This window comes from Duganella margarita (assembly GCF_009857535.1).
GTDB classification, from domain to species: Bacteria; Pseudomonadota; Gammaproteobacteria; order Burkholderiales; family Burkholderiaceae_D; genus Rugamonas; species Rugamonas margarita.
Genome location: NZ_WWCS01000018.1, coordinates 45139 through 61986 on the forward strand (window position 1 = coordinate 45139; position 16848 = coordinate 61986).

At 64.1% G+C, this 16848-nt stretch carries 13 protein-coding genes and 1 tRNA gene; 1 reads left to right on the top strand and 13 read right to left on the bottom strand.

The features are described from left to right. Window positions 1-78: 78 nt before the first annotated feature. Together GTP55_RS22855 and GTP55_RS22860 are read right to left on the bottom strand one after the other, a co-directional pair. The gene (locus tag GTP55_RS22855; RefSeq protein ID WP_161047122.1) at window positions 79-1740 is read right to left on the bottom strand and encodes an acid phosphatase; all 1662 of its coding nucleotides are present in this window, start codon (window positions 1738-1740) and stop codon (window positions 79-81) included. A gap of 70 nt (window positions 1741-1810) precedes the next feature. Continuing rightward, window positions 1811-2935 (bottom strand): sensor histidine kinase, encoded by a 1125-nt coding sequence (locus tag GTP55_RS22860; RefSeq protein ID WP_161047123.1) that lies wholly within the window; start codon window positions 2933-2935, stop codon window positions 1811-1813. A 222-nt stretch (window positions 2936-3157) separates the two neighbouring features. On the opposite strand from GTP55_RS22860, the gene GTP55_RS22865 reads away from it, so the two are divergent. Further along, a complete protein-coding gene (locus GTP55_RS22865; RefSeq protein WP_161047124.1) occupies window positions 3158-3598 on the top strand; it encodes a cupin domain-containing protein in 441 nt (146 codons plus the stop codon). Between the two features lie 51 nt (window positions 3599-3649). Here GTP55_RS22865 and GTP55_RS22870 read toward each other — a convergent pair. The 11 genes from GTP55_RS22870 to GTP55_RS22920 form a co-directional block, all read right to left on the bottom strand. Continuing rightward, a tRNA-Met gene (locus GTP55_RS22870) sits at window positions 3650-3726 on the bottom strand. A gap of 73 nt (window positions 3727-3799) precedes the next feature. Beyond that, entirely contained in the window at window positions 3800-4132 is a 333-nt protein-coding gene (locus tag GTP55_RS22875; protein ID WP_161047125.1) for a hypothetical protein, read from the bottom strand. Further along, window positions 4129-4518: a hypothetical protein gene (locus GTP55_RS22880; protein ID WP_161047126.1), complete on the bottom strand. Its 390-nt coding sequence runs from the start codon at window positions 4516-4518 to the stop codon at window positions 4129-4131. Before GTP55_RS22880 ends, GTP55_RS22875 begins: the two co-directional genes overlap by 4 nt. A gap of 87 nt (window positions 4519-4605) precedes the next feature. Next, window positions 4606-5775, bottom strand: coding sequence for a methyltransferase (locus GTP55_RS22885; RefSeq protein WP_161047127.1), 1170 nt, complete (start codon window positions 5773-5775; stop codon window positions 4606-4608). 87 nt (window positions 5776-5862) lie between these two features. Beyond that, a complete protein-coding gene (locus GTP55_RS22890) occupies window positions 5863-6756 on the bottom strand; it encodes a hypothetical protein (protein ID WP_161047128.1) in 894 nt (297 codons plus the stop codon). A 78-nt stretch (window positions 6757-6834) separates the two neighbouring features. After that, on the bottom strand, window positions 6835-7044 hold the full coding sequence (locus GTP55_RS22895; RefSeq protein WP_110848759.1) for a hypothetical protein: 210 nt from the start codon (window positions 7042-7044) through the stop codon (window positions 6835-6837). A 43-nt stretch (window positions 7045-7087) separates the two neighbouring features. Continuing rightward, the gene (locus GTP55_RS22900) at window positions 7088-7600 is read right to left on the bottom strand and encodes a putative metalloprotease CJM1_0395 family protein (protein ID WP_161047129.1); all 513 of its coding nucleotides are present in this window, start codon (window positions 7598-7600) and stop codon (window positions 7088-7090) included. A 53-nt stretch (window positions 7601-7653) separates the two neighbouring features. Further along, window positions 7654-8793, bottom strand: coding sequence for a serine hydrolase domain-containing protein (locus tag GTP55_RS22905; protein WP_161047130.1), 1140 nt, complete (start codon window positions 8791-8793; stop codon window positions 7654-7656). Between the two features lie 8 nt (window positions 8794-8801). Continuing rightward, window positions 8802-12788 carry an AAA family ATPase gene (locus GTP55_RS22910; protein ID WP_161047131.1) on the bottom strand — a complete coding sequence of 1329 codons (3987 nt, stop codon included), beginning with the start codon at window positions 12786-12788 and terminating at the stop codon, window positions 8802-8804. Next, window positions 12785-14011 carry an exonuclease SbcCD subunit D C-terminal domain-containing protein gene (locus GTP55_RS22915; protein ID WP_161047132.1) on the bottom strand — a complete coding sequence of 409 codons (1227 nt, stop codon included), beginning with the start codon at window positions 14009-14011 and terminating at the stop codon, window positions 12785-12787. The genes GTP55_RS22910 and GTP55_RS22915 overlap by 4 nt, the downstream gene beginning before the upstream one ends. Window positions 14012-14088: 77 nt before the next feature. Beyond that, window positions 14089-16725, bottom strand: coding sequence for a sensor domain-containing diguanylate cyclase (locus GTP55_RS22920; protein ID WP_161047133.1), 2637 nt, complete (start codon window positions 16723-16725; stop codon window positions 14089-14091). Window positions 16726-16848 lie beyond the last annotated feature (123 nt).

Below are 16848 nucleotides of genomic sequence, written 5' to 3' on the forward strand. Positions count from 1 at the left end.
AACAAAAGCCCGGCTGTAGTAGTCGGGCTCCGGTAGCTTACTGGATCAATTGCGCGCAGTTTAACACAAAGCGCAATCCTAGCGGAAGCTCAGGGCCCCCGTCAGATCGCCCGGCGGCGTAGCGTGGCGCGCCGCGAAGGCCTCGTTGCGCGTCTTGAGCCCTTCCAGCAGCGGCAGGTCATGCAGGCGGGTGATGAAGCGCATGATCGAGGTGGTGTCGTAGAAGCTGTGGTCCACATGGCCTTTTTTCGCAAACGGCGAAATGACGATGGCCGGAATGCGCGAGCCCGGACCCCAGCGGTCGCCCTTTGGCGGCGCGACGTGATCCCACCAGCCGCCATTTTCGTCGAAGGTGATCACCACCAGCATGTTCTTGAACTGTGGCGACTTGCGCAAGTGTTCGACCACGTTGGTGATGTGGGCGTCGCCGGATTCCACATCCGAATAACCGGCGTGCAGGTTCAGGTTACCTTGCGGCTTGTAGAACGCCACCGCCGGCAGTTTGCCGGCCACCACGTCGGCGATGAATTTGTTGGAGATCGGGCTGTCACCCAGGCCGCCGTCGCGCAGATGCTCGTCGCGCGCCTTGGTGCCGGGCGCGAACTGCTGGAAGTAGTTGAACGGCTGGTGGTGGTACTGGAAGTTCGGCTTCTCGCCGCCGCCGCGCGCATCCAGTGCCGCCTGCCACGCGCCGCCGTACCATGCCCAGCTGACGCTTTTGCGCGACAGCAGATCGCCGATGGTGTCGTAGGTTTGCGGCGGCAGCGTGCTGGCGTCCTTCGGATCGGCGTGCAGCGGATCGCCGTCATACGCCGGGCGGATGTAGCTCGGCTGATAGGGCGGGGCCATGGTGTTGACCGCGTAGCCGTCCGGCGTGATGGCGCCGTTGTTGACGAAGTGCGGATGGCCGTCCAGCGCCGACTTGGGCGAGTCTGGCGCGGTCGAGAGGCGCACGCCGGTTGGGCCGTCGTCCAGCACCGCGATCTTCTTCCTGGCCGCGGTATCCTTGGCGTTGAAGTATTCGGGCACGCGGCCGGCGATCAGGAACTGGTGGTTCAGGTAAGAGCCGCCGAAGGCCGCCATGAAGAAGTTATCGCACAGCGTGTACTGCTCGGCGATCTTCCACAGGCCGAGGTTCTTGCTGGTTTCGCCGTAGTAGCCCATCACCATACCGCCGGTGTTGCCCCACGCGGCGAAGCCATCGTTCTTGCCGCCGTTGATCTGCATCTGGTTCTGGTAGAACAGGTGCCACAGGTCGCGCGTGATTACGGCTTCCGGCAGCGGCTTGCCTTCGTTGTCCACCAGTTTGAACGGGCCGTTCGGCAGGTTCTTGATATCGTCTTCCTTGACGGCGTACTTCTTGCCGCCGATGTCCTGCGTGTTCGGCACCATGCCGCCCCAGATCTTCGGCAGCGTTGGCAGCACCGAGCCGTCGCGGTCGCGTTGCTGGCAGGCGGCGGCCGGCGCGGCCGACAGTGGATTGGCGGTGCCGGGGAAGTTGGCGAACAGGTTGTTGAAGCTGCGGTTCTCCAGATAGATCACCACCACGTTCTTGATGTTGGACTTGATCTTGTCGTCGAGCGAACCTTTGGTGGCGGCTTTGGCCGGCGCGGCTTCGCTCAGCGCCGGCAGGGAGGTCGCCAGGCCGGCGGCGCCGGCTGCCTGGAAGATGCGGCGGCGCGAAGGGCTGACGGGAGCATCTTGTTCTAATTGTTCTGCTGCTGGTGCTTGATCCTTCACGCGGGCCTCCGTGGCTAAGCTAAAACAATAATTGTGACAGCTTTATGACCGCTTGGGTATGGATCCAGGTTCACGCTTCCGGCACGAAGGGCCGGCAGTCGACCGGGATATCGATCAGGAAGGTGGTGCCGCTGGCCGCCGAACTGTCGACCGCCACGCTGCCGCCATGGCTCTCGGCCACGCTCTTGACGAACGGCAGGCCGATGCCCCAACCGGGTTTGCTCTTGGTGCTGCCGTCGCGCCACAGGTATTCGAAGATCTGGCCGCGATGCCCGTCAGCGATCGGGTTGCCGCTGTTGTGCACAGAGATCAACATGCGCCCGTGCGCCTCGTCGATCTTGATCTGCACGCCCTTGCCATCGCCATATTTGATGGCGTTGATGACCAGGTTCTCCAGCGCCCGGCGCAGCGAATTTTCGCACCAGTAGCCGGTGACTGCGCTGCCGACGACGGTGCAGGCGCCTGGCGTGCCGATGCTGGCGTCGCTGCATACCTGGCGCGCCAGTTCCAGCACGTTGAACTGCGACAGGTCGAGCGCCAGCCGTTCGCCGCGGTTGAAGCTCAGCGCGTCCAGCAGTTCCTCGATCATGGTGCCGAGGCGGTGGCCGTTGTCGAGAATCTTCTGGGCGATGGCCGGGGTGCGCTCCGGCGTCGCGCCAATGGTCAGCAGATGGGCGGCGGTGATCACCACCGACAAAGGACTGCGCATATCGTGCGACAGCGCGGCCGCCATCTGGTGACGGAACGATTCATGCATCGACGTGAACTTGCGGATCGACTCGCGCACTGCGGTGTCGATCGAACCGTTGACGATGCTCCATTCGGCGCGGCTCAGCACCACACCCTGTTCGTCGGCCACGCGCGAGAAGGCGTCGCGGAACAGCTGGTATTCCTGGACGATCTGTTCCGGCTCGTAGGACGTCATGCGGGCGCGCTCGTCGCCATGGGCGGCGGCGATGTCGTTGTTGCTGGTGGCCTCGTCGCGCGGATGGTTCGGCGTCAGCGCCTCGGCAATATTGTCATAAAAGACAGGCAGCGTGTTGAGCAGCGTAGGGTGCAGGATATGCTGCGCCCCCTTGATCAGCAGGCGCACCTGGCTTTCCCATTCCGCGAACACGGCGTCGCGCATGGCCAATACTTGTTTGGAGGTGGCCGACAGGCCGTTCTGATTCATTTTTTGATCTGATGCCAACATGCCTGATCCTTGCGCGCAATATATGCCTGAAAATTGAAGAGCATATGGCAGAGCGGGCGAGGATAAGGGCCACCGAGCAAAATGTCCGGTAGTGATGATACACAGGTTTGTTGCATGATGGACGGGATTAACGAGGGCCTGTCGCATCAGTAATACTATTGACAGCATTGCAGGGCGAGGCATTTGTCTTAGAATATTGGCATTATCCTTGGAGATTCAGCCATGCCAGTTTTCACGCCAGATCAACTCATCACCGAGACAGAACCGAATCAAACACTTTGGATTAGTGAGACGGGGGAGCTTACCCAGTTTGGTGCATTCATTGAGGTGCTTCAGCCGGGCGGCAGGTCGTCAATCAAGCATTGGCATAGCGCAGAAGATGAAATGGTCTATGTGCTGGCCGGCGAAATAACTGTGGTGGAGGGCGCGACCGAGACACTGGTACGCGCCGGTGGTGTCGCAACGTTCCGGGCCGGCGTCGCGGTCGGGCACTATCTGGAGAATCGGAGTTCTGCCGAAACGCGCTGCCTGGTCGTCGGCACCCGCGCGCCGGTCGATCACATTACCTACCCGGAGCATGATCGAATCTGCGTGCGAGACCGATCGCTGCCAGACGACATCTGGACCGACCTGGCCGGCCAGCCTGCATCCAGTCCGTACTAGAAAGCAAAAAGCCGTTGAATCGATTAAGAGTCAACGGCTTCTGCCTGAATTTGGTTGCGGGGACAGGATTTGAACCTGTGACCTTCGGGTTATGAGCCCGACGAGCTGCCAGACTGCTCCACCCCGCGTCTGAGGCCATGATTATATAGAAGTCGGCCGTAATCCGCAAGTGCTGGTTTTGGTTTGCGGACTTGGCAAGCTTTACGGCGTCTTATCCACGTCATCGTGTGGCCCGCAGTTACGCATGTAGGCGCAGCCGTCCTCGAAGGTGAAGCTGGCTTTGTAGCTGTCATTGCTAGTGATGTGCAATGTGTACACGTTCACTTTTTTTGATGGATCTAAAAAGGATGGCACTTGTTTGTTTGCCAAAGTGTGAAGATGCAGTTTGGCCGGTGGGTGATCAAGATCCAATAACACCATCTCGCCAAGGGCGCGCCGCGCTTCCTTCTTGATGTCCGGTTTAAGTCTCTTAAAACTATTTTGAAACCTTGGCTCATCAAGATTGAGCTTCCGGATGACGCGATCAGGTTTCATTCTTCGGATTCAATCCGGTCCAAAACCTTTTCTACTTCTTCCACGCTGCTGGCTCCGTAGCCGGATTTTCGAAGAGAGAAGAGAATGTCGTGGTCGGCGATGGCCCATTGCAGGCTTACGACATCAGCGTAGGCTGCGCGAGCGGCTTCTTTTACAGCGGCATTGACGCTTTGGAAATAGGTGGCGCGGATAAGCTCACGAAGCTTGGCAAGTTCGTCATCGATACGGAAATTGAGATCCAGCGCTTGTTTCGCTTCACCCCGTTGTATGCGTGCGATCAGCGAGTGGATGATCTCGCGCATCGTATTGAGACAAGCGGCTATATCCGCTGAGCGATCAAGCTGCAGAAGTCCTTCTACATTTTTTAATAGCTCAGCTGATTGCATGGTGTGGCCTCCATTTGGAAGTTTGCACTGCCGGTTGGGCAGAGTCAAAGGCCGCACGCCATGACGTTGAGATGAATCAATATTCTCTTAAGCCGCTGCCAGTCGCCACAGCGACGTCACTTCGGCGGCGCGGGCGGTGTGCAGGGGATCGGTGTCGTCGCTGGCGCGCGGGTGGGTCGGACGCACGTCCTGGCGGCCGGTGACTTTCAGGCCGGCGGCGGCGATCCATTCCAGCAGCTGTTCGCGCGGACGCAGGCCGAGGTGCTCGGCCAGGTCGGACAGGATCAGCCAACCTTCGCCACCCGGCGTCAGGTGCTCGGAGAGACCGGCCAGGAAGCCGCGCAGCATGCGGCTGTCCGGATCGTAGACCGCGTATTCAATCGGCGAACTCGGACGGGCCGGCACCCACGGCGGATTACACACCACCAGCGGCGCGCGGCCCTCGGGGAACAAATCGGCCACGCGCAATTCGACTTTGCTGTCGAAGCCCAGCAACGCCAGGTTTTCGCGGGCGCAGCTCAGCGCGCGCTGATCCTGGTCGGTGCCGATCACGCGCGCTATGCCGCGCTTGGCCAGCACTGCCGACAGCACGCCGGTACCGACGCCGATGTCGAACGCCAGATTGACGCCAGCCGGCAGCGGCGCGTCTGCCACCATCTGCACGTATTCGCCACGCACCGGCGAGAACACGCCATAGTGCGGATGAATGCGTGCTTCCAGCGCCGGAATCTCAACGCCGGTACGGCGCCATTCGTGTGCGCCGATCAGGCCAAGCAGTTCGCGCAGCGAGGCGATGAACGGTTCTTCATAGCGGCCGTAGGCTTCGTTGCAGGCCAGCCTGACGTCCGGCGCGCGGCGCAGCGGGATGGTGTAGCCGTCTTCGAATGGAATCAGCAGCATGGCCAGCGTGCGCGCGCGTTGCGACTGCGCCTGGCGATGCAGGTGGAAGGCTTCGGTCGGCGTGGCGGGAATCTTGGCTGGCTTATTCTTCTTGGCCGGCTTGGCTTTGTGGTCGGCGCGGCGGGCCAGCGCTTGCAGCAGCTGGCGCGCATTCTGGAAGTCGCCGCGCCACAGCAGCGCCGTGCCCTCGCAAGCCAGGCGGTAGGCCACGTCGGCGTTGGTGCGGTCGTCGGCAATGACCACGCGTTTTGGCGGCGGCATGCCGGCTTCGGAGCGCCAGCGCGCGGAGCGTGGCTCGCCGTTCTCCTCCCAATGGATCTGTGGTGGCGTCGGGGAGGAGGTAATTTGTTCAGGCATGTGGGGGCAATCGGCAGAATATAGGACGCTCTACGCCAGGCGGCGTAGCGGAAAGTGTCGCTATTATACCGGTCAGCCGCGTGGGGATCAGGTTGATGCGGCGTTGGCCGGCGTGGCGTCGCCGGCAGCGGCTGCAGCATCGGCGGCTGGCGTGCTTGCCGCCGTCGTTGGCGTCGTGGCTTCTGTACTGGCCGGCGTCTCGGTGCCGCTGGCAGCGGCCTTGGCTTTGTCGGCGGCGGTTGGCGCTGCGTAGATGTTGGTGTCCTTGCTGTCGACCAGATTGAGCAAGCGCAGCGACAGGCCACGCAGGGTGTTGCGGTCGATGCCGTCGGATTTGTCGTTGCTGTTGTTGGAGGTGGACAGCGCGGTTTGCAGGTCGCGGCCGATCAGCTGGAACAGGTCCGCCAGCGTGCCGGGGAAGTCGATGTTCGGCAACTGCACGCTTGGCAGGTCGCTGATCGACTTGCCGTCGCCGGACTGCTTGGCCGGTTGCGTGCTGCTGGCGTCGTCGGCGCTGCTGGATTGGCTGGCTGCCGCACTCAGTTCGGCGTTGTACTGGACTTCCACTTCAAAATCGAACTTGCGGCCGTCGGCGGTGGTGATGGTGCCTTTGCCGATGAAGTGCGAACTGTCGGTCAGGCTGAAGGCTGCGGCATCGGTGGTGCCCTTGGCGCCGGAGGTGTGCTGGTAGCCGACGGCGACGCTGGAACTGGCTTCCAGGCTGGCCGAGTCAAAATCGATCACCGCGCCTTTGGCGTCGTCGCCAAACAGCGCTTGCGTGAAGCTATTGACGAAACTCTGGGCGAAATCCACCGTGGCGTTGCCGAGCGAGGCGACGCGGCTGTCCAGGTCCAGCGCCTTGCTGGACGAGTTGGCAGCCGAGACACCTTGCGTTTTCTGCAAGGCCGGCGTTTTGGAGTCGGCTTGGGTGCCGGTGAACAGCGATGGCAGGCGCGCGCCCAGATTGGAGATGGTAGACATGGCGGATTCCGGTTTCAATGTAACTTCTACAATAATTAACGGTAGCGTAGTCGATTACTTGAGGGCGCGGCGCGCAAATTAATGGTGGTGGGTCCAACCCTCTGGCGCGGCCAGGTAGGATTGCACGGCGTCTTTCTGGCCGATGGCGTGATGTTTCACCTCGCCGCAGGCGCAAACGCCCACGTAAGGCTGGATGTGCGAGCAGGCCGAGACCTTTTGCAGGCGGACTTGCACGGCTTTGGCGCATTTAACGCATTTGAAGGTGAGGGTGCGTGGTGCTTTTAACATGGTTGTATCGCTGCTTGAAAAGGCAAAGGCGGGATTTTATCACTCACGCATAGATATCCACCGAGGGCGCGGCGGCCGGCACGGCGCCGTAGGCGTTCTGGGTTTTTTGCTGCGCCAGTTCGGCGCGGGCCTGGTTTTCCATCTGCTGCGCCTGGGAGGCGACCGCGCGATCGGCGCTGGACGGTTCGGCCGGGGCCAGCGCCGCCGCCTGGATGGTGCGCGCGCGTTCAATGGTTTCCTGCGGCGTGGCGCCGGGCGAGGTGTCGATATTGACTTCGCCGCCGGTGGCGTAATCGACGCCGTTCGGGCCGCGCTGGTAGGTGTAGGAGGCGCCGGAGGTAGCCAGTCCGCCGGCAGCGGCCAGGTGGGCTTGTTCGTGCTGGCGTACTTCGAGGTCGCGGGATTTGAGCTGGTCCAGTATGGCCAGCGCTTCTTCCGACAGCTGGGTGGTGGCCGACGGCGTGGCCTGCGGCGCAGCGCTGGCCGTTGGCGGCGCCGGCGCAAAGCGCGTCGCCGGAACGGTGGCATAGCTGGATGGGATGGCGCCGACATTCATGGGATGAGAACCTCCCTCTGAATGATAGCAAAAAAACAGCGCGGCGCTACTTCCTATTCGGTGACGGTGGCCACCACGGTGTGCAGCAGGCGATTGACCTTGGCGCCCATGTCGTCGGAGCCGTAGTCGCCGGCGGTGACCACCAGCGTCAGGTCCAGCTCCGGCACGATGAAGATGCGCTGGCCGCCGTTGCCAAAGCCGGCGTTCCATGCGACGCGGTGATCCTTCCACGCCGCCGTGCCGGCCCACCACTGGTAGCCGTAGTGGATTTCATCCGGCTGGTCGCCGGGGCTGCGGAAGCCGACGCTCAGGCGCGGCTTCAGCGAGGCGTCGATCCAGTCTTCCGCCACTAGTTGGCGGCCGTTCCAGCGGCCATGGTTCAACATCAGGCGTCCCAGCTTGGCCATGTCGCGCGGACGCAGGCGCAGGCCGGCGAACGACGCCGGGCGGCCTCGCAGATCGGTCACCCACTGCCACTGCGTGATGCCGAGAGGTGCGAACAATTCAGTGTTGGCCACGTCCAGCCACGGCTTGCCGGCGACGCGGCTGACGATGTCGGCCAGGATCAGGGTGCCGCCGCCGTTGTAATTCCATTTGGTGCCCGGCGCCGCTTCGATCGGCCGTTCCAGCACGTAGCGTACCGGATCGGTTTTCCAGAACAGGCGCATCTCGTTGTTGGGCTGCGCGCCTTCATCCCACTTCCAGCCGCCGCTCATGGTCAGCAGGTGTTCGAGGTTGATGGCGTCCAGCGCAGGGGAGCGCAGGTCGTTGTATTCCGGGTAGTAGTCCAGCACCGGCGTGGCGAGGCGGGCGATTTTGCCTTGCTGTTTTTCGATGCCGATCAGCAGGCTGATGACGCTTTTGCCGATGGAGCGGTTGTCGTGCAGCGTCTCCGGGCCGAAACTGACGGTCGGCGCGAACGGCGGCCACACGCCGAGTCCACGGGCGATGGATTTGTCCTTGCCGCTGCGGTACATCTCCGCCACCAGTTTGCCGTGGCGCTCGATGACGATGCTGTGGATGTTGTCCTTGCCCTGGGCGATGGCGGTCAGCGTCAGGCACAGGGTGGTGGAATTGAAGCCGCTGGCTTCGGGCGTGCTGAGTTCCCAGCCGTCGGTTTGGATGGTTGGGCCGGCGCAGGTGGCTGCGCCTGCCGACAAGGGAAACAACAAGCAGAGAGCGGCGCGGCGCATGCAAGCTCCTATTGAACGCTGATGGTGCTGCGGCCACCGGCGGATGGCTGGACCAGGATTCTGGCCGAGATCCGCTCGGTCATTTCCTGTACGTGGGAGATGACGCCGACCTTGCGGCCCATCGCTTGCAGGCCGTCCAGCGCATCCATGGCGACGCGCAGGGTGTCGGCATCCAGGCTGCCGAAGCCTTCGTCGATGAATAGTGATTCGACGCGCACGCGGTTGGAAGAGAGCGAGGCCAGTCCCAGTGCCAGCGCCAGCGAGACCAGGAACGATTCGCCGCCGGACAGCGAGTGCACGGAGCGCATTTCGCCGCCCATGTCCTGGTCGCGCACCAGCAGGGCGAGCGATGGCGCGGCGCTGTTCTGGATGCGTTCCAGCTGGTAGCGGCGCGACAGGTGGTTGAGGTGCGCATTGGCGTAGCCCAGCAGGACGTCGAGCGTAAATTGCTGGGCGTAGTTGCGGAAGCGTTTGCCGTCGGCGGAGCCGATCAGGTCATCCATTCGCGCCCAGCGCTGGGCAATCGATTCCTGATGTTCGATTTCGGCCAGCATGGCGCTGGAGCGGTGGCGTTTGTCGTCGTCCTGTGCCAGCGCGAGGTGCAGCGCGGTGGCGTGGTCGTTGGCGGTTTTGCGTTCGGCCAGCAGGGCGTTGAGCAGGGCAGCGATGACCATGGCCGGTGGTTCGGCCGGTGCTTCGTCGGCTGGCGTAGATTCCGGCGCCGCGTCGTCTGCTGGTGCCAGGGCCTGTGTCGCGGCGTCGTCCCACAGGTCTGCGGTGGCGGGCGCGGATTTGTTGGCGGCCTTCGCGTTAGCGTTGCCTGCGGCTGAACCGGCGGTCACGCCCGCACCGGCGTCACCGCTAGCCTTGTCGGCTCCGTCCGCGTCGGCCGGCGGCTGCGCGGTAATGCGCGGCGGCGGGGCGGAGAGTTGGTGCTGTTCGCGCTGGCGTTGACGTTCTTGCAGCACCGTCGTAGCCTGGTCGGCCGCGCGGGCTAGTGCTTGCAGGGCTTCGCGCTCTATGCTGATGTCATCGGCGGACAGGGCGAGAAGGTCGCGCAGTTGCGTCAGATCGTGCAGGCCGGCGTCGGGCTGGCGCTGCTGGAATGCGCCCAGCCAGTCTTCCAGGCGCGCGGCGGCGGTGGCGGCGGATGCTTGCAGCGTTGCGAGACGATTGCCAGCCTGCACCAACGCTTCGTCGGCGCGCGTGCGGGCTTGCGTTGCTTGTTGAGCGGCGGCCTGGCTGGCCGCATGGCGCGCTTTGGCTGCATCGACTGCAGCTTGCAGCGCGGTTTCGACGTCGCGAATCTCCTTGCCGCCCCACATGGCCATGCGCTGTTCCTGGCTGGCTTTTACGCCCGCATCCACAGCGGTAAACGCAGCGCGCGCGGCGAGGGCGTCCTGGCCGGCCCTTGCCAGCACCTCGTTCAGGCCTTTCAGCTCGACCTCAATCGCGGCCAGGCCGCCAGCGCGCTCATCATATGCCGCGCGCTGCGCCAGCCATTGCTTGCTCTCGGCCTGGCGCGCCTCGTAGAACCGCGCCGGGCCGGACTTCCAGTCTTCCTTCCATTCCTCGCTCGGAATGTCCCCGCCGCTGAACGCCGAATCCAGATCGGCCAGCAGGCCGCTCAACACCAGCGCCACCTCGATGCGCTGGTCTTCCAGTGCCTTGTATTCGGTATCGGCCTGCGCCAGCGCGGCCTTGGCGGCAGCGGCCACGGTTTGCAGGCGCGTATGTTCGGCTGCGAAGCGCTCGTAAGCCGTTTGCGCCTGGTCGCGCGCTACACGCGCTGCCTGCACTTCGCGCTCCTGCTGCTCGACGGCTTCCAGTCCCTGCTGCGCCTCGGACAGCTTGTCGATGAACCACTGAGTGCGTTCAGCTTCCGGCGGCACTGCATTGGCGACCACCAGCGCGTGCGCCGACCACGCGGCAGACACGCGCTCCAGCTGCTGCTGCAACGAACGCTGCTCAGCCGCCAGCACGCTCAGATGATCGGCGCTGGCCTGTGCGGTGGCGCGTTGCGCCGCCTGTTGATTGACGTTGACTTCCAGCTGTTGACGGCTGCGCGCCACATCGCCCTGTAATTCGCGCAGCATGGTTTGCAGGCTGTCGTCGTTGTGGCGATATGGATGATCCATGGCGCCGCACACCGGGCAGGGCGTGTCGTCTTCCAGCGTCTGGCGCAGCGATTCCACACTGGCTGCGGTGGCGGCTTCCGCCAGCTTGAGCGAACGCTCCGCCTGCACGCAGGTCGCCAGAATGGCGATATTTTCCTGCTGTGCCGCCGCCAGTTGCGTCTCGGCCGCTGTCATGGTTTGGCGCAGTTGTGCCGATTGCGTTTCGATTTGCGCGTTGCGGGTCTGGCGCGACTCCAGATCGAGCCAGATTTTTTCCGCGCTGGTCAGGCGGCTGCGGTACTGCTCCCAGCTGGTGCGCGAAGCCTGCAACTGCTCGATCGAATACGAGGCAAGGTGCTGCGCGGTCTGCTGGCGCTGGAGGTCCAGCGTTTGCAACGCCTCGACGGCGCCGGCCAGCTTGGTGCTGGCGGCGGCTTCCTCATCGCGATGAAGCTGCGCGTTGCGCTGCACGCGCGACAAGCCGGCATGCAGACGCTCGGCCTGCGCGGCCGCCTGGCCGGCCTGCACGAACAGCACGTCCCAGCGTTCCCACTGCTGCGCCAGGGCCTTCCAGTGTTTGTGCTGCTCCAGCCATGTGGCGCCGGCCTGCTGCTGCGCCGTGAGTCGCGCATGCTCGCTCTGACGCGATTGCAGCGCGGCCTTGGCGGCGGCATCGGATTGGTCGGCTTTCTCGCAGGCGGCGGAGGCCTGCCGCCACGCCGGCAGCATCGCCTCGATACGGGCATCCAGCGCCTTGGCCTGATCCAGCTGCGGTGCGGCGGCACGCTGCGCGGCTTCCGCTTCCTGCTGGCTGGCGGCGGCTTGCGCCAGTGCGGCATTGGCCTGTTCCTGTGCCAGCGCTGCGTGCTGCACGTTTTGCGTGCCGGCGACGATGGATTCCTGCGTGGCCTTGATGTCGCTGTCGATGCGTAGAATATCCTCGGCCAGCGGGCGCGCCGACTGCACGGCGTCGATGCGCACCAAGGCGGCGCGGCGCGGTGCGGCGGCTTCCACCGAGGCTTGCGCATCGGCGCTGGCCTGGCGAGCGGCTTGTTCTTCCTGTTCGAGGCGCTCCGCCTGCTGGTACCAGCGCAGTTCCTGCTCCAGCTCTGCCTTCTGCTGATCCAGCGCCTGCAGGGCGATGCCGGCGTCAGCGCTTTTCGCCAGCAGCTCGGCGCGCTCCTCGGCGTTGAGCGGCTTCTGGTCGGCCAGGCGCAGATTCAGTTTTTGCAGCGCAGCCTGTTCCAGCTTGTTGCGCTCGAAGGCGCGGATCGAAATTTCCGAATAGACCGTGCTGCCGGTCAGGGTTTCCAGCAGTTCGCCGCGCTCGTTGTCCTCTGCCTTCAGGAAAGCCGAGAACTCGTTCTGCGCCAGCAGCACCGCGCGCGTGAACTGCTCAAACGACAGGCCGATGCGTTTTTCGATTTCCGCCTTGACCTCGGTCTTGGTGGCGCCGATCTGCTGCTCCGATGGCAGCAGTTTCAGCGACATCATGGTCGGCTGCAAAGCGCCTTCCGCCCTGGTGCGGGACCGGCGCACGCTCCAGCGCGCGCGGTACGAGGCGCCGTCGCTGCCGACGAAGTCCACTTCCGCATAGCCCTCCGCCGTGCCACGACGCAGCAGCGTGCGCGGGTCCTGGGTGGAGACGGTCTCGTTGCCGACGTCGGCCAGGTAATTGCGGCCGGCCACGCGCAGCAGGCGTGGCGTGGCGTCGTACAGCGCCAGGCACAGGGCATCCAGCAAGGTGCTCTTGCCGGCGCCGGTCGGGCCGCTGATGGCGAACAGGCCGGTGGAGGCCAACGGCTCCGCTTCAAAATTGACGCTGAATTCCTCGGCCAGCGAGGCCAGGTTCTTGCCGCTGATTTTCAGGATCCTCATGGCAGCATCAACTCCGCAAAGGCGCTCAGTTGATCGGCCGGCGCTTCATTGCCGAAGCGCTGCTGGTACAGCTGCCTGAAAATGTCGTCGGGCTTGAGCTTTTCCAGCTGGTCCAGCGTCATCACTTCCTTGTCGATGGAGGAGGTGCGGGCGGCGGTCGAGGTTTCAATCTTCGCCAGCCGCACCGGCTTGCCGTCCAGCGCCGCTTCGATGCGCGCGCGCAGGCCGGGTTCCGGCTGCTCCAGCAGCACGCGCACTTCCAGATACGGTTGCTGTTCCACCGGCGCGTCCGGCGGCGACAGGGCGGCCAGTTCCTCCAGCACCTGCGTCAAAGGCGCCGGCTTGGACGGCACGCGCAGCAGCTCCACCGCGCGCGGCACCGGTACTGGCACAATCTCGCGCAGCGCCGGGCCATCGAGGTCGATGCGCAAAATCTGGTGCGCGTAATTCACCTCGGCGAACGACAGCGGCAGCGGGCTGCCGGAGTAGCGGATATGTTCCTGCTTGCCGACGTTCTGCGCCAGGTGCAAGTGACCCAGCGCCGCGTAGGCGATGGCCGGATCGAAGATCCCGGCCGGCAGCATCTCGGTGCCGCCGATGACGATGCGGCGTTCCGAGTCGTTGGACATCTGCCCATCCACCATATGGCAGTGGCCCATGGCGACGATGGCCTGGCCGTCCTGGCGCTTGCTCTGCGCCAGGGCAAACGCCTGCTGATACAGCGTGGCGATACCGGCCAGGTAAGGATCGGCGCCATCGTCCGTGGCCACGCGCGGCACGTCGCCGGGACGCAAGAACGGCACGGCCAGGCACCAGGCCTCGACTGCACCGCTGCGGCCCGTCAGCGGCAGCACCAGCGATTCGATGTCAATTTCGCCATCGGCATTGCGCTGCACGGCGCCGATCACGCGCGTGCCGTGGGCTTCCAGCAGCGGTCCGGGCGCATCCAGCCGGCCCGGCGAATCGTGGTTGCCGGCGATGATGATCAGGTTCAGATGCGGCGCGCGCTCCTTGGCCACCCGCAAAAAGCGGTACAGCTGCTTTTGCGAGGCGGATGACGGGTTGGCGTTATCGTAAATATCGCCGGCGATCAGCAGCACGTCGGCCTGTTCGGCGACGATGGTGTCCAGCAGCCAGTCGAGAAAACGCTGGTGTTCGTAGTGACGCTCGAAATTATGCAGGGATTGGCCGAGATGCCAGTCGGAGGTGTGCAGCAGACGCATGAAAAAATAGGATGAAGCAGCCGGAAAGCGCTCAATATAGCGCAAGCCGGCGGCGCCCGGTTTGATTTATGCCGCGCTTATGCTGCGTTACTGGCTGGAGGGTGGGCAGGCAAACCGGCGCGAAAGGTGTTGCGGCCGGCCTGTTTGGCCTCGTACAGCAGGATGTCGGCACGGTTCAGCAGTTCGGCGGGGCTGAGATCCTCGTCGCGGTAGTAGGTCAGGCCGATGCTGGTCGATATCGACACCACCGTGCCACCCAGGTCGAAATCGGCCTGCATCGCGGTGACGATCTTGGCGGCGGCCGCCGCCGCGTCGTCGGTGCGGTGGATGCGCTCCATGATGATGGTGAACTCGTCGCCGCCCAGCCGGGCGATGGTGTCGCTGGCGCGCATGGTGTGGGTCAGGCGCGCCGAGAAGGCCTTCAGCAGGGCGTCGCCGACGGCGTGGCCGAAGGTGTCGTTGACCGGCTTGAAGCGGTCGATGTCCATGTACATCACCGCCATCAGGTTGGCGTTGGTGCGCGAGGCGGCCATTGCGTCGTGCAGCTTTTGCAGGAAGCCGGCGCGGTTGGTCAGTCCGGTCAGCGCATCGACCTGCGACAGCCGCAGCAAGCGCTGTTTCTCGCGCTTTTGCACGGTGATGTCCTGGCGCATGACGTGGAAGCCGATGACATTGGCGCCGTCTTCGTCCATCTGCGGGATGTACACCACTTCGTAGGTGCGTTCTGTGGTGTCGCTGTCGTCGTCTTCTTCAAACGTCAGGGTTTCGCCTGCCAGCGCGCGCAGCACGTACGGCTCCAGGAAGGCGTAGCGCTGCGCGCCCAGCGTTTCGCGGATGCTGCGGCCCAGCACCGTGGAGCCGGTGCGGTTGAATTCCCGCTCGTAGGCCACGTTGTGGAAGCGGTAGACCTGTTCGGCGTCGATGTAGGCCACCATCGCCGGCAGCGTGTCGGCGATGGTACGCAGCCGCGATTCGCTCTCGCGCAGCGCCATCACCGACTTGCGCACGTGGGTGATGTCATCCACCGTGCCGACGTAGCCGTAGACTTTGCCGTCCACCACCATGGCGGCGATCTTGAACGAGACCCAGACGATCATGCCGTCCGGGTGCACGCAGCGCAGCGTGTCCTGGTAGGGCGCGCGGGTATGCGCCATGTGCTGCAGCGCGGTCTTGAGCACCACCCGGTCCTGCGGGTGGACCGCGCGCATCCAGGCGTCGCCCAGCGCCTCCTCGCGCGTCAGCCCGGTGATCAGTTCAAAAGTGCGGTTGACGTAGGTGCAGTGGCCGGAGGCGTCGGCGCGCAGCAGGCCAAGCGGCGAGGCGTCGTTGACGGCGGTGAGTTCGGCCTGCTGCTGGCGCGTGGCCAGTTCGGTTTCCTTGCGCGAGGTGATGTCGCGCACGGTGACGGCCACGCCGTCGGTGATCGGCACGATCTGGTGGTGCAGCCAGTGGACCGCGCGGTTAGGCAGGAAGTCGACCTCGAACTCCTCCTCCAGCGGCTGGCGCGATTCCAGCACGTGGCGGTATTTTTCGACGAAGCCCTTGGAGTGCAGGTCCGGCATCACCTCCACCAGCCGCTTGTCCTTGATGTCGGCGCGGCGGTAGCCCATCAGCTGCGCGCCGCGTTCATTCAGGTCGGCGATGGTGAAGTCGAGAATCTCGCGCCGCGCGCCGCGCATGCGGCAGGCCTTGAACATGTACACCGCATCCAGGCTGGCGTCGGCGGCGGCGCGCAGCATCAGCTGCGCCTCGATCACCATGCGCGCGGTGTGGCGCAGGCGGTGCGCCTGGCGCATCAACAGGTAGACGAACAACGTGACCAGAACCGACACCACGGCGGCGGCGCCGAAATAGATATTGCGGCGGCGTTCAAAACGGGCCATGGCCGACGCGGTCGGATCGCCGACCACCGCCGTCAGCAGGTAGCGCGGCATCTCGGCATAGCTGTACACGCGGTCGACGGCGTCGAAGCGGCGCTTGAGCAGAAACTCTTCGGCCGGCTGGGTGGCGCTGGGCTGCGGCACGCTGAAGTCGATGCTGTCGCTGATGATCACCTGGTCGTCGATGCGGGCGGCGGACATGCCGTTTTCGCGGCTGATCAGCATCACCGCGCCGCCGGGATCGACGTTCAGGCGGTCGTGGTCTTCGACGAAATAGGCGGGATCGATCATCACCATGATGATGCCGGCGAAGCTGCCGTCGGGATGATTCAGGCGACGCGAGATCTGGATCTGCCATTTCTTGGTGCGGCTGTCGACCACCGGCGTGGCCACCAGCGACACGTCGGACGGGTTGCCGGCGTGGTTGCGGAACACCGGCTGGCGGCGCAGGTCCGGGGCGAAGTAGCCGTTCATGCTGTCGATGATGCGGCCGTCCCGGTCCAGAATGGCCAGCGGCAGATCGAGCTTGGTCGGCAGCAGCGAGTCGAGCAGGCCGTTCTTGCGGGTGAAGTCGGCCAGCCGCAGCGCGCCGCCGGTTTCCTCGTATTTGAGCTTGAACAGCTGGGTAGCGTGATCGACCTGGCGCAGCAGGTGAGTGCTATGCTCGGCCAGCGTGCGCGCCAGCGATTGGCTGTGCAGCACCGCTTCGTAATGGGCAGTGTGCCGTTCCTGCCGGACCTGATAGGTGACGGCGGCCCAGGTGAAAATCAGCAGCGCCAGGCCGAAGGCGGGCAGCAGTATCGCACGGTATAAACGGCGGAAGAAATCGCGCATCGGGGAGCGTTCCTCATCGTTATCGGAAATCTTTCGGGTTATTCTGCACGGAAATATCGCTTTTGGCGTGAAAGTGGTGAAAAAAACCGGAATCCGTTCACAGGCAATATTGAAAACTTTATT

Bases quoted from the DNA above. Each gene is read 5' to 3' on its own strand.
- GTP55_RS22860 (WP_161047123.1), bottom strand. From the start codon at position 2,935: ATGTTGGCATCAGATCAAAAAATGAATCAGAACGGCCTGTCGGCCACC.
- GTP55_RS22865 (WP_161047124.1), top strand. From the start codon at position 3,158: ATGCCAGTTTTCACGCCAGATCAACTCATCACCGAGACAGAACCGAAT.
- GTP55_RS22875 (WP_161047125.1), bottom strand. From the start codon at position 4,132: ATGAAACCTGATCGCGTCATCCGGAAGCTCAATCTTGATGAGCCAAGG.
- GTP55_RS22880 (WP_161047126.1), bottom strand. From the start codon at position 4,518: ATGCAATCAGCTGAGCTATTAAAAAATGTAGAAGGACTTCTGCAGCTT.
- GTP55_RS22885 (WP_161047127.1), bottom strand. From the start codon at position 5,775: ATGCCTGAACAAATTACCTCCTCCCCGACGCCACCACAGATCCATTGG.
- GTP55_RS22890 (WP_161047128.1), bottom strand. From the start codon at position 6,756: ATGTCTACCATCTCCAATCTGGGCGCGCGCCTGCCATCGCTGTTCACC.
- GTP55_RS22895 (WP_110848759.1), bottom strand. From the start codon at position 7,044: ATGTTAAAAGCACCACGCACCCTCACCTTCAAATGCGTTAAATGCGCC.
- GTP55_RS22900 (WP_161047129.1), bottom strand. From the start codon at position 7,600: ATGAATGTCGGCGCCATCCCATCCAGCTATGCCACCGTTCCGGCGACG.
- GTP55_RS22905 (WP_161047130.1), bottom strand. From the start codon at position 8,793: ATGCGCCGCGCCGCTCTCTGCTTGTTGTTTCCCTTGTCGGCAGGCGCA.
- GTP55_RS22910 (WP_161047131.1), bottom strand. From the start codon at position 12,788: ATGAGGATCCTGAAAATCAGCGGCAAGAACCTGGCCTCGCTGGCCGAG.
- GTP55_RS22915 (WP_161047132.1), bottom strand. From the start codon at position 14,011: ATGCGTCTGCTGCACACCTCCGACTGGCATCTCGGCCAATCCCTGCAT.
- GTP55_RS22920 (WP_161047133.1), bottom strand. From the start codon at position 16,725: ATGCGCGATTTCTTCCGCCGTTTATACCGTGCGATACTGCTGCCCGCC.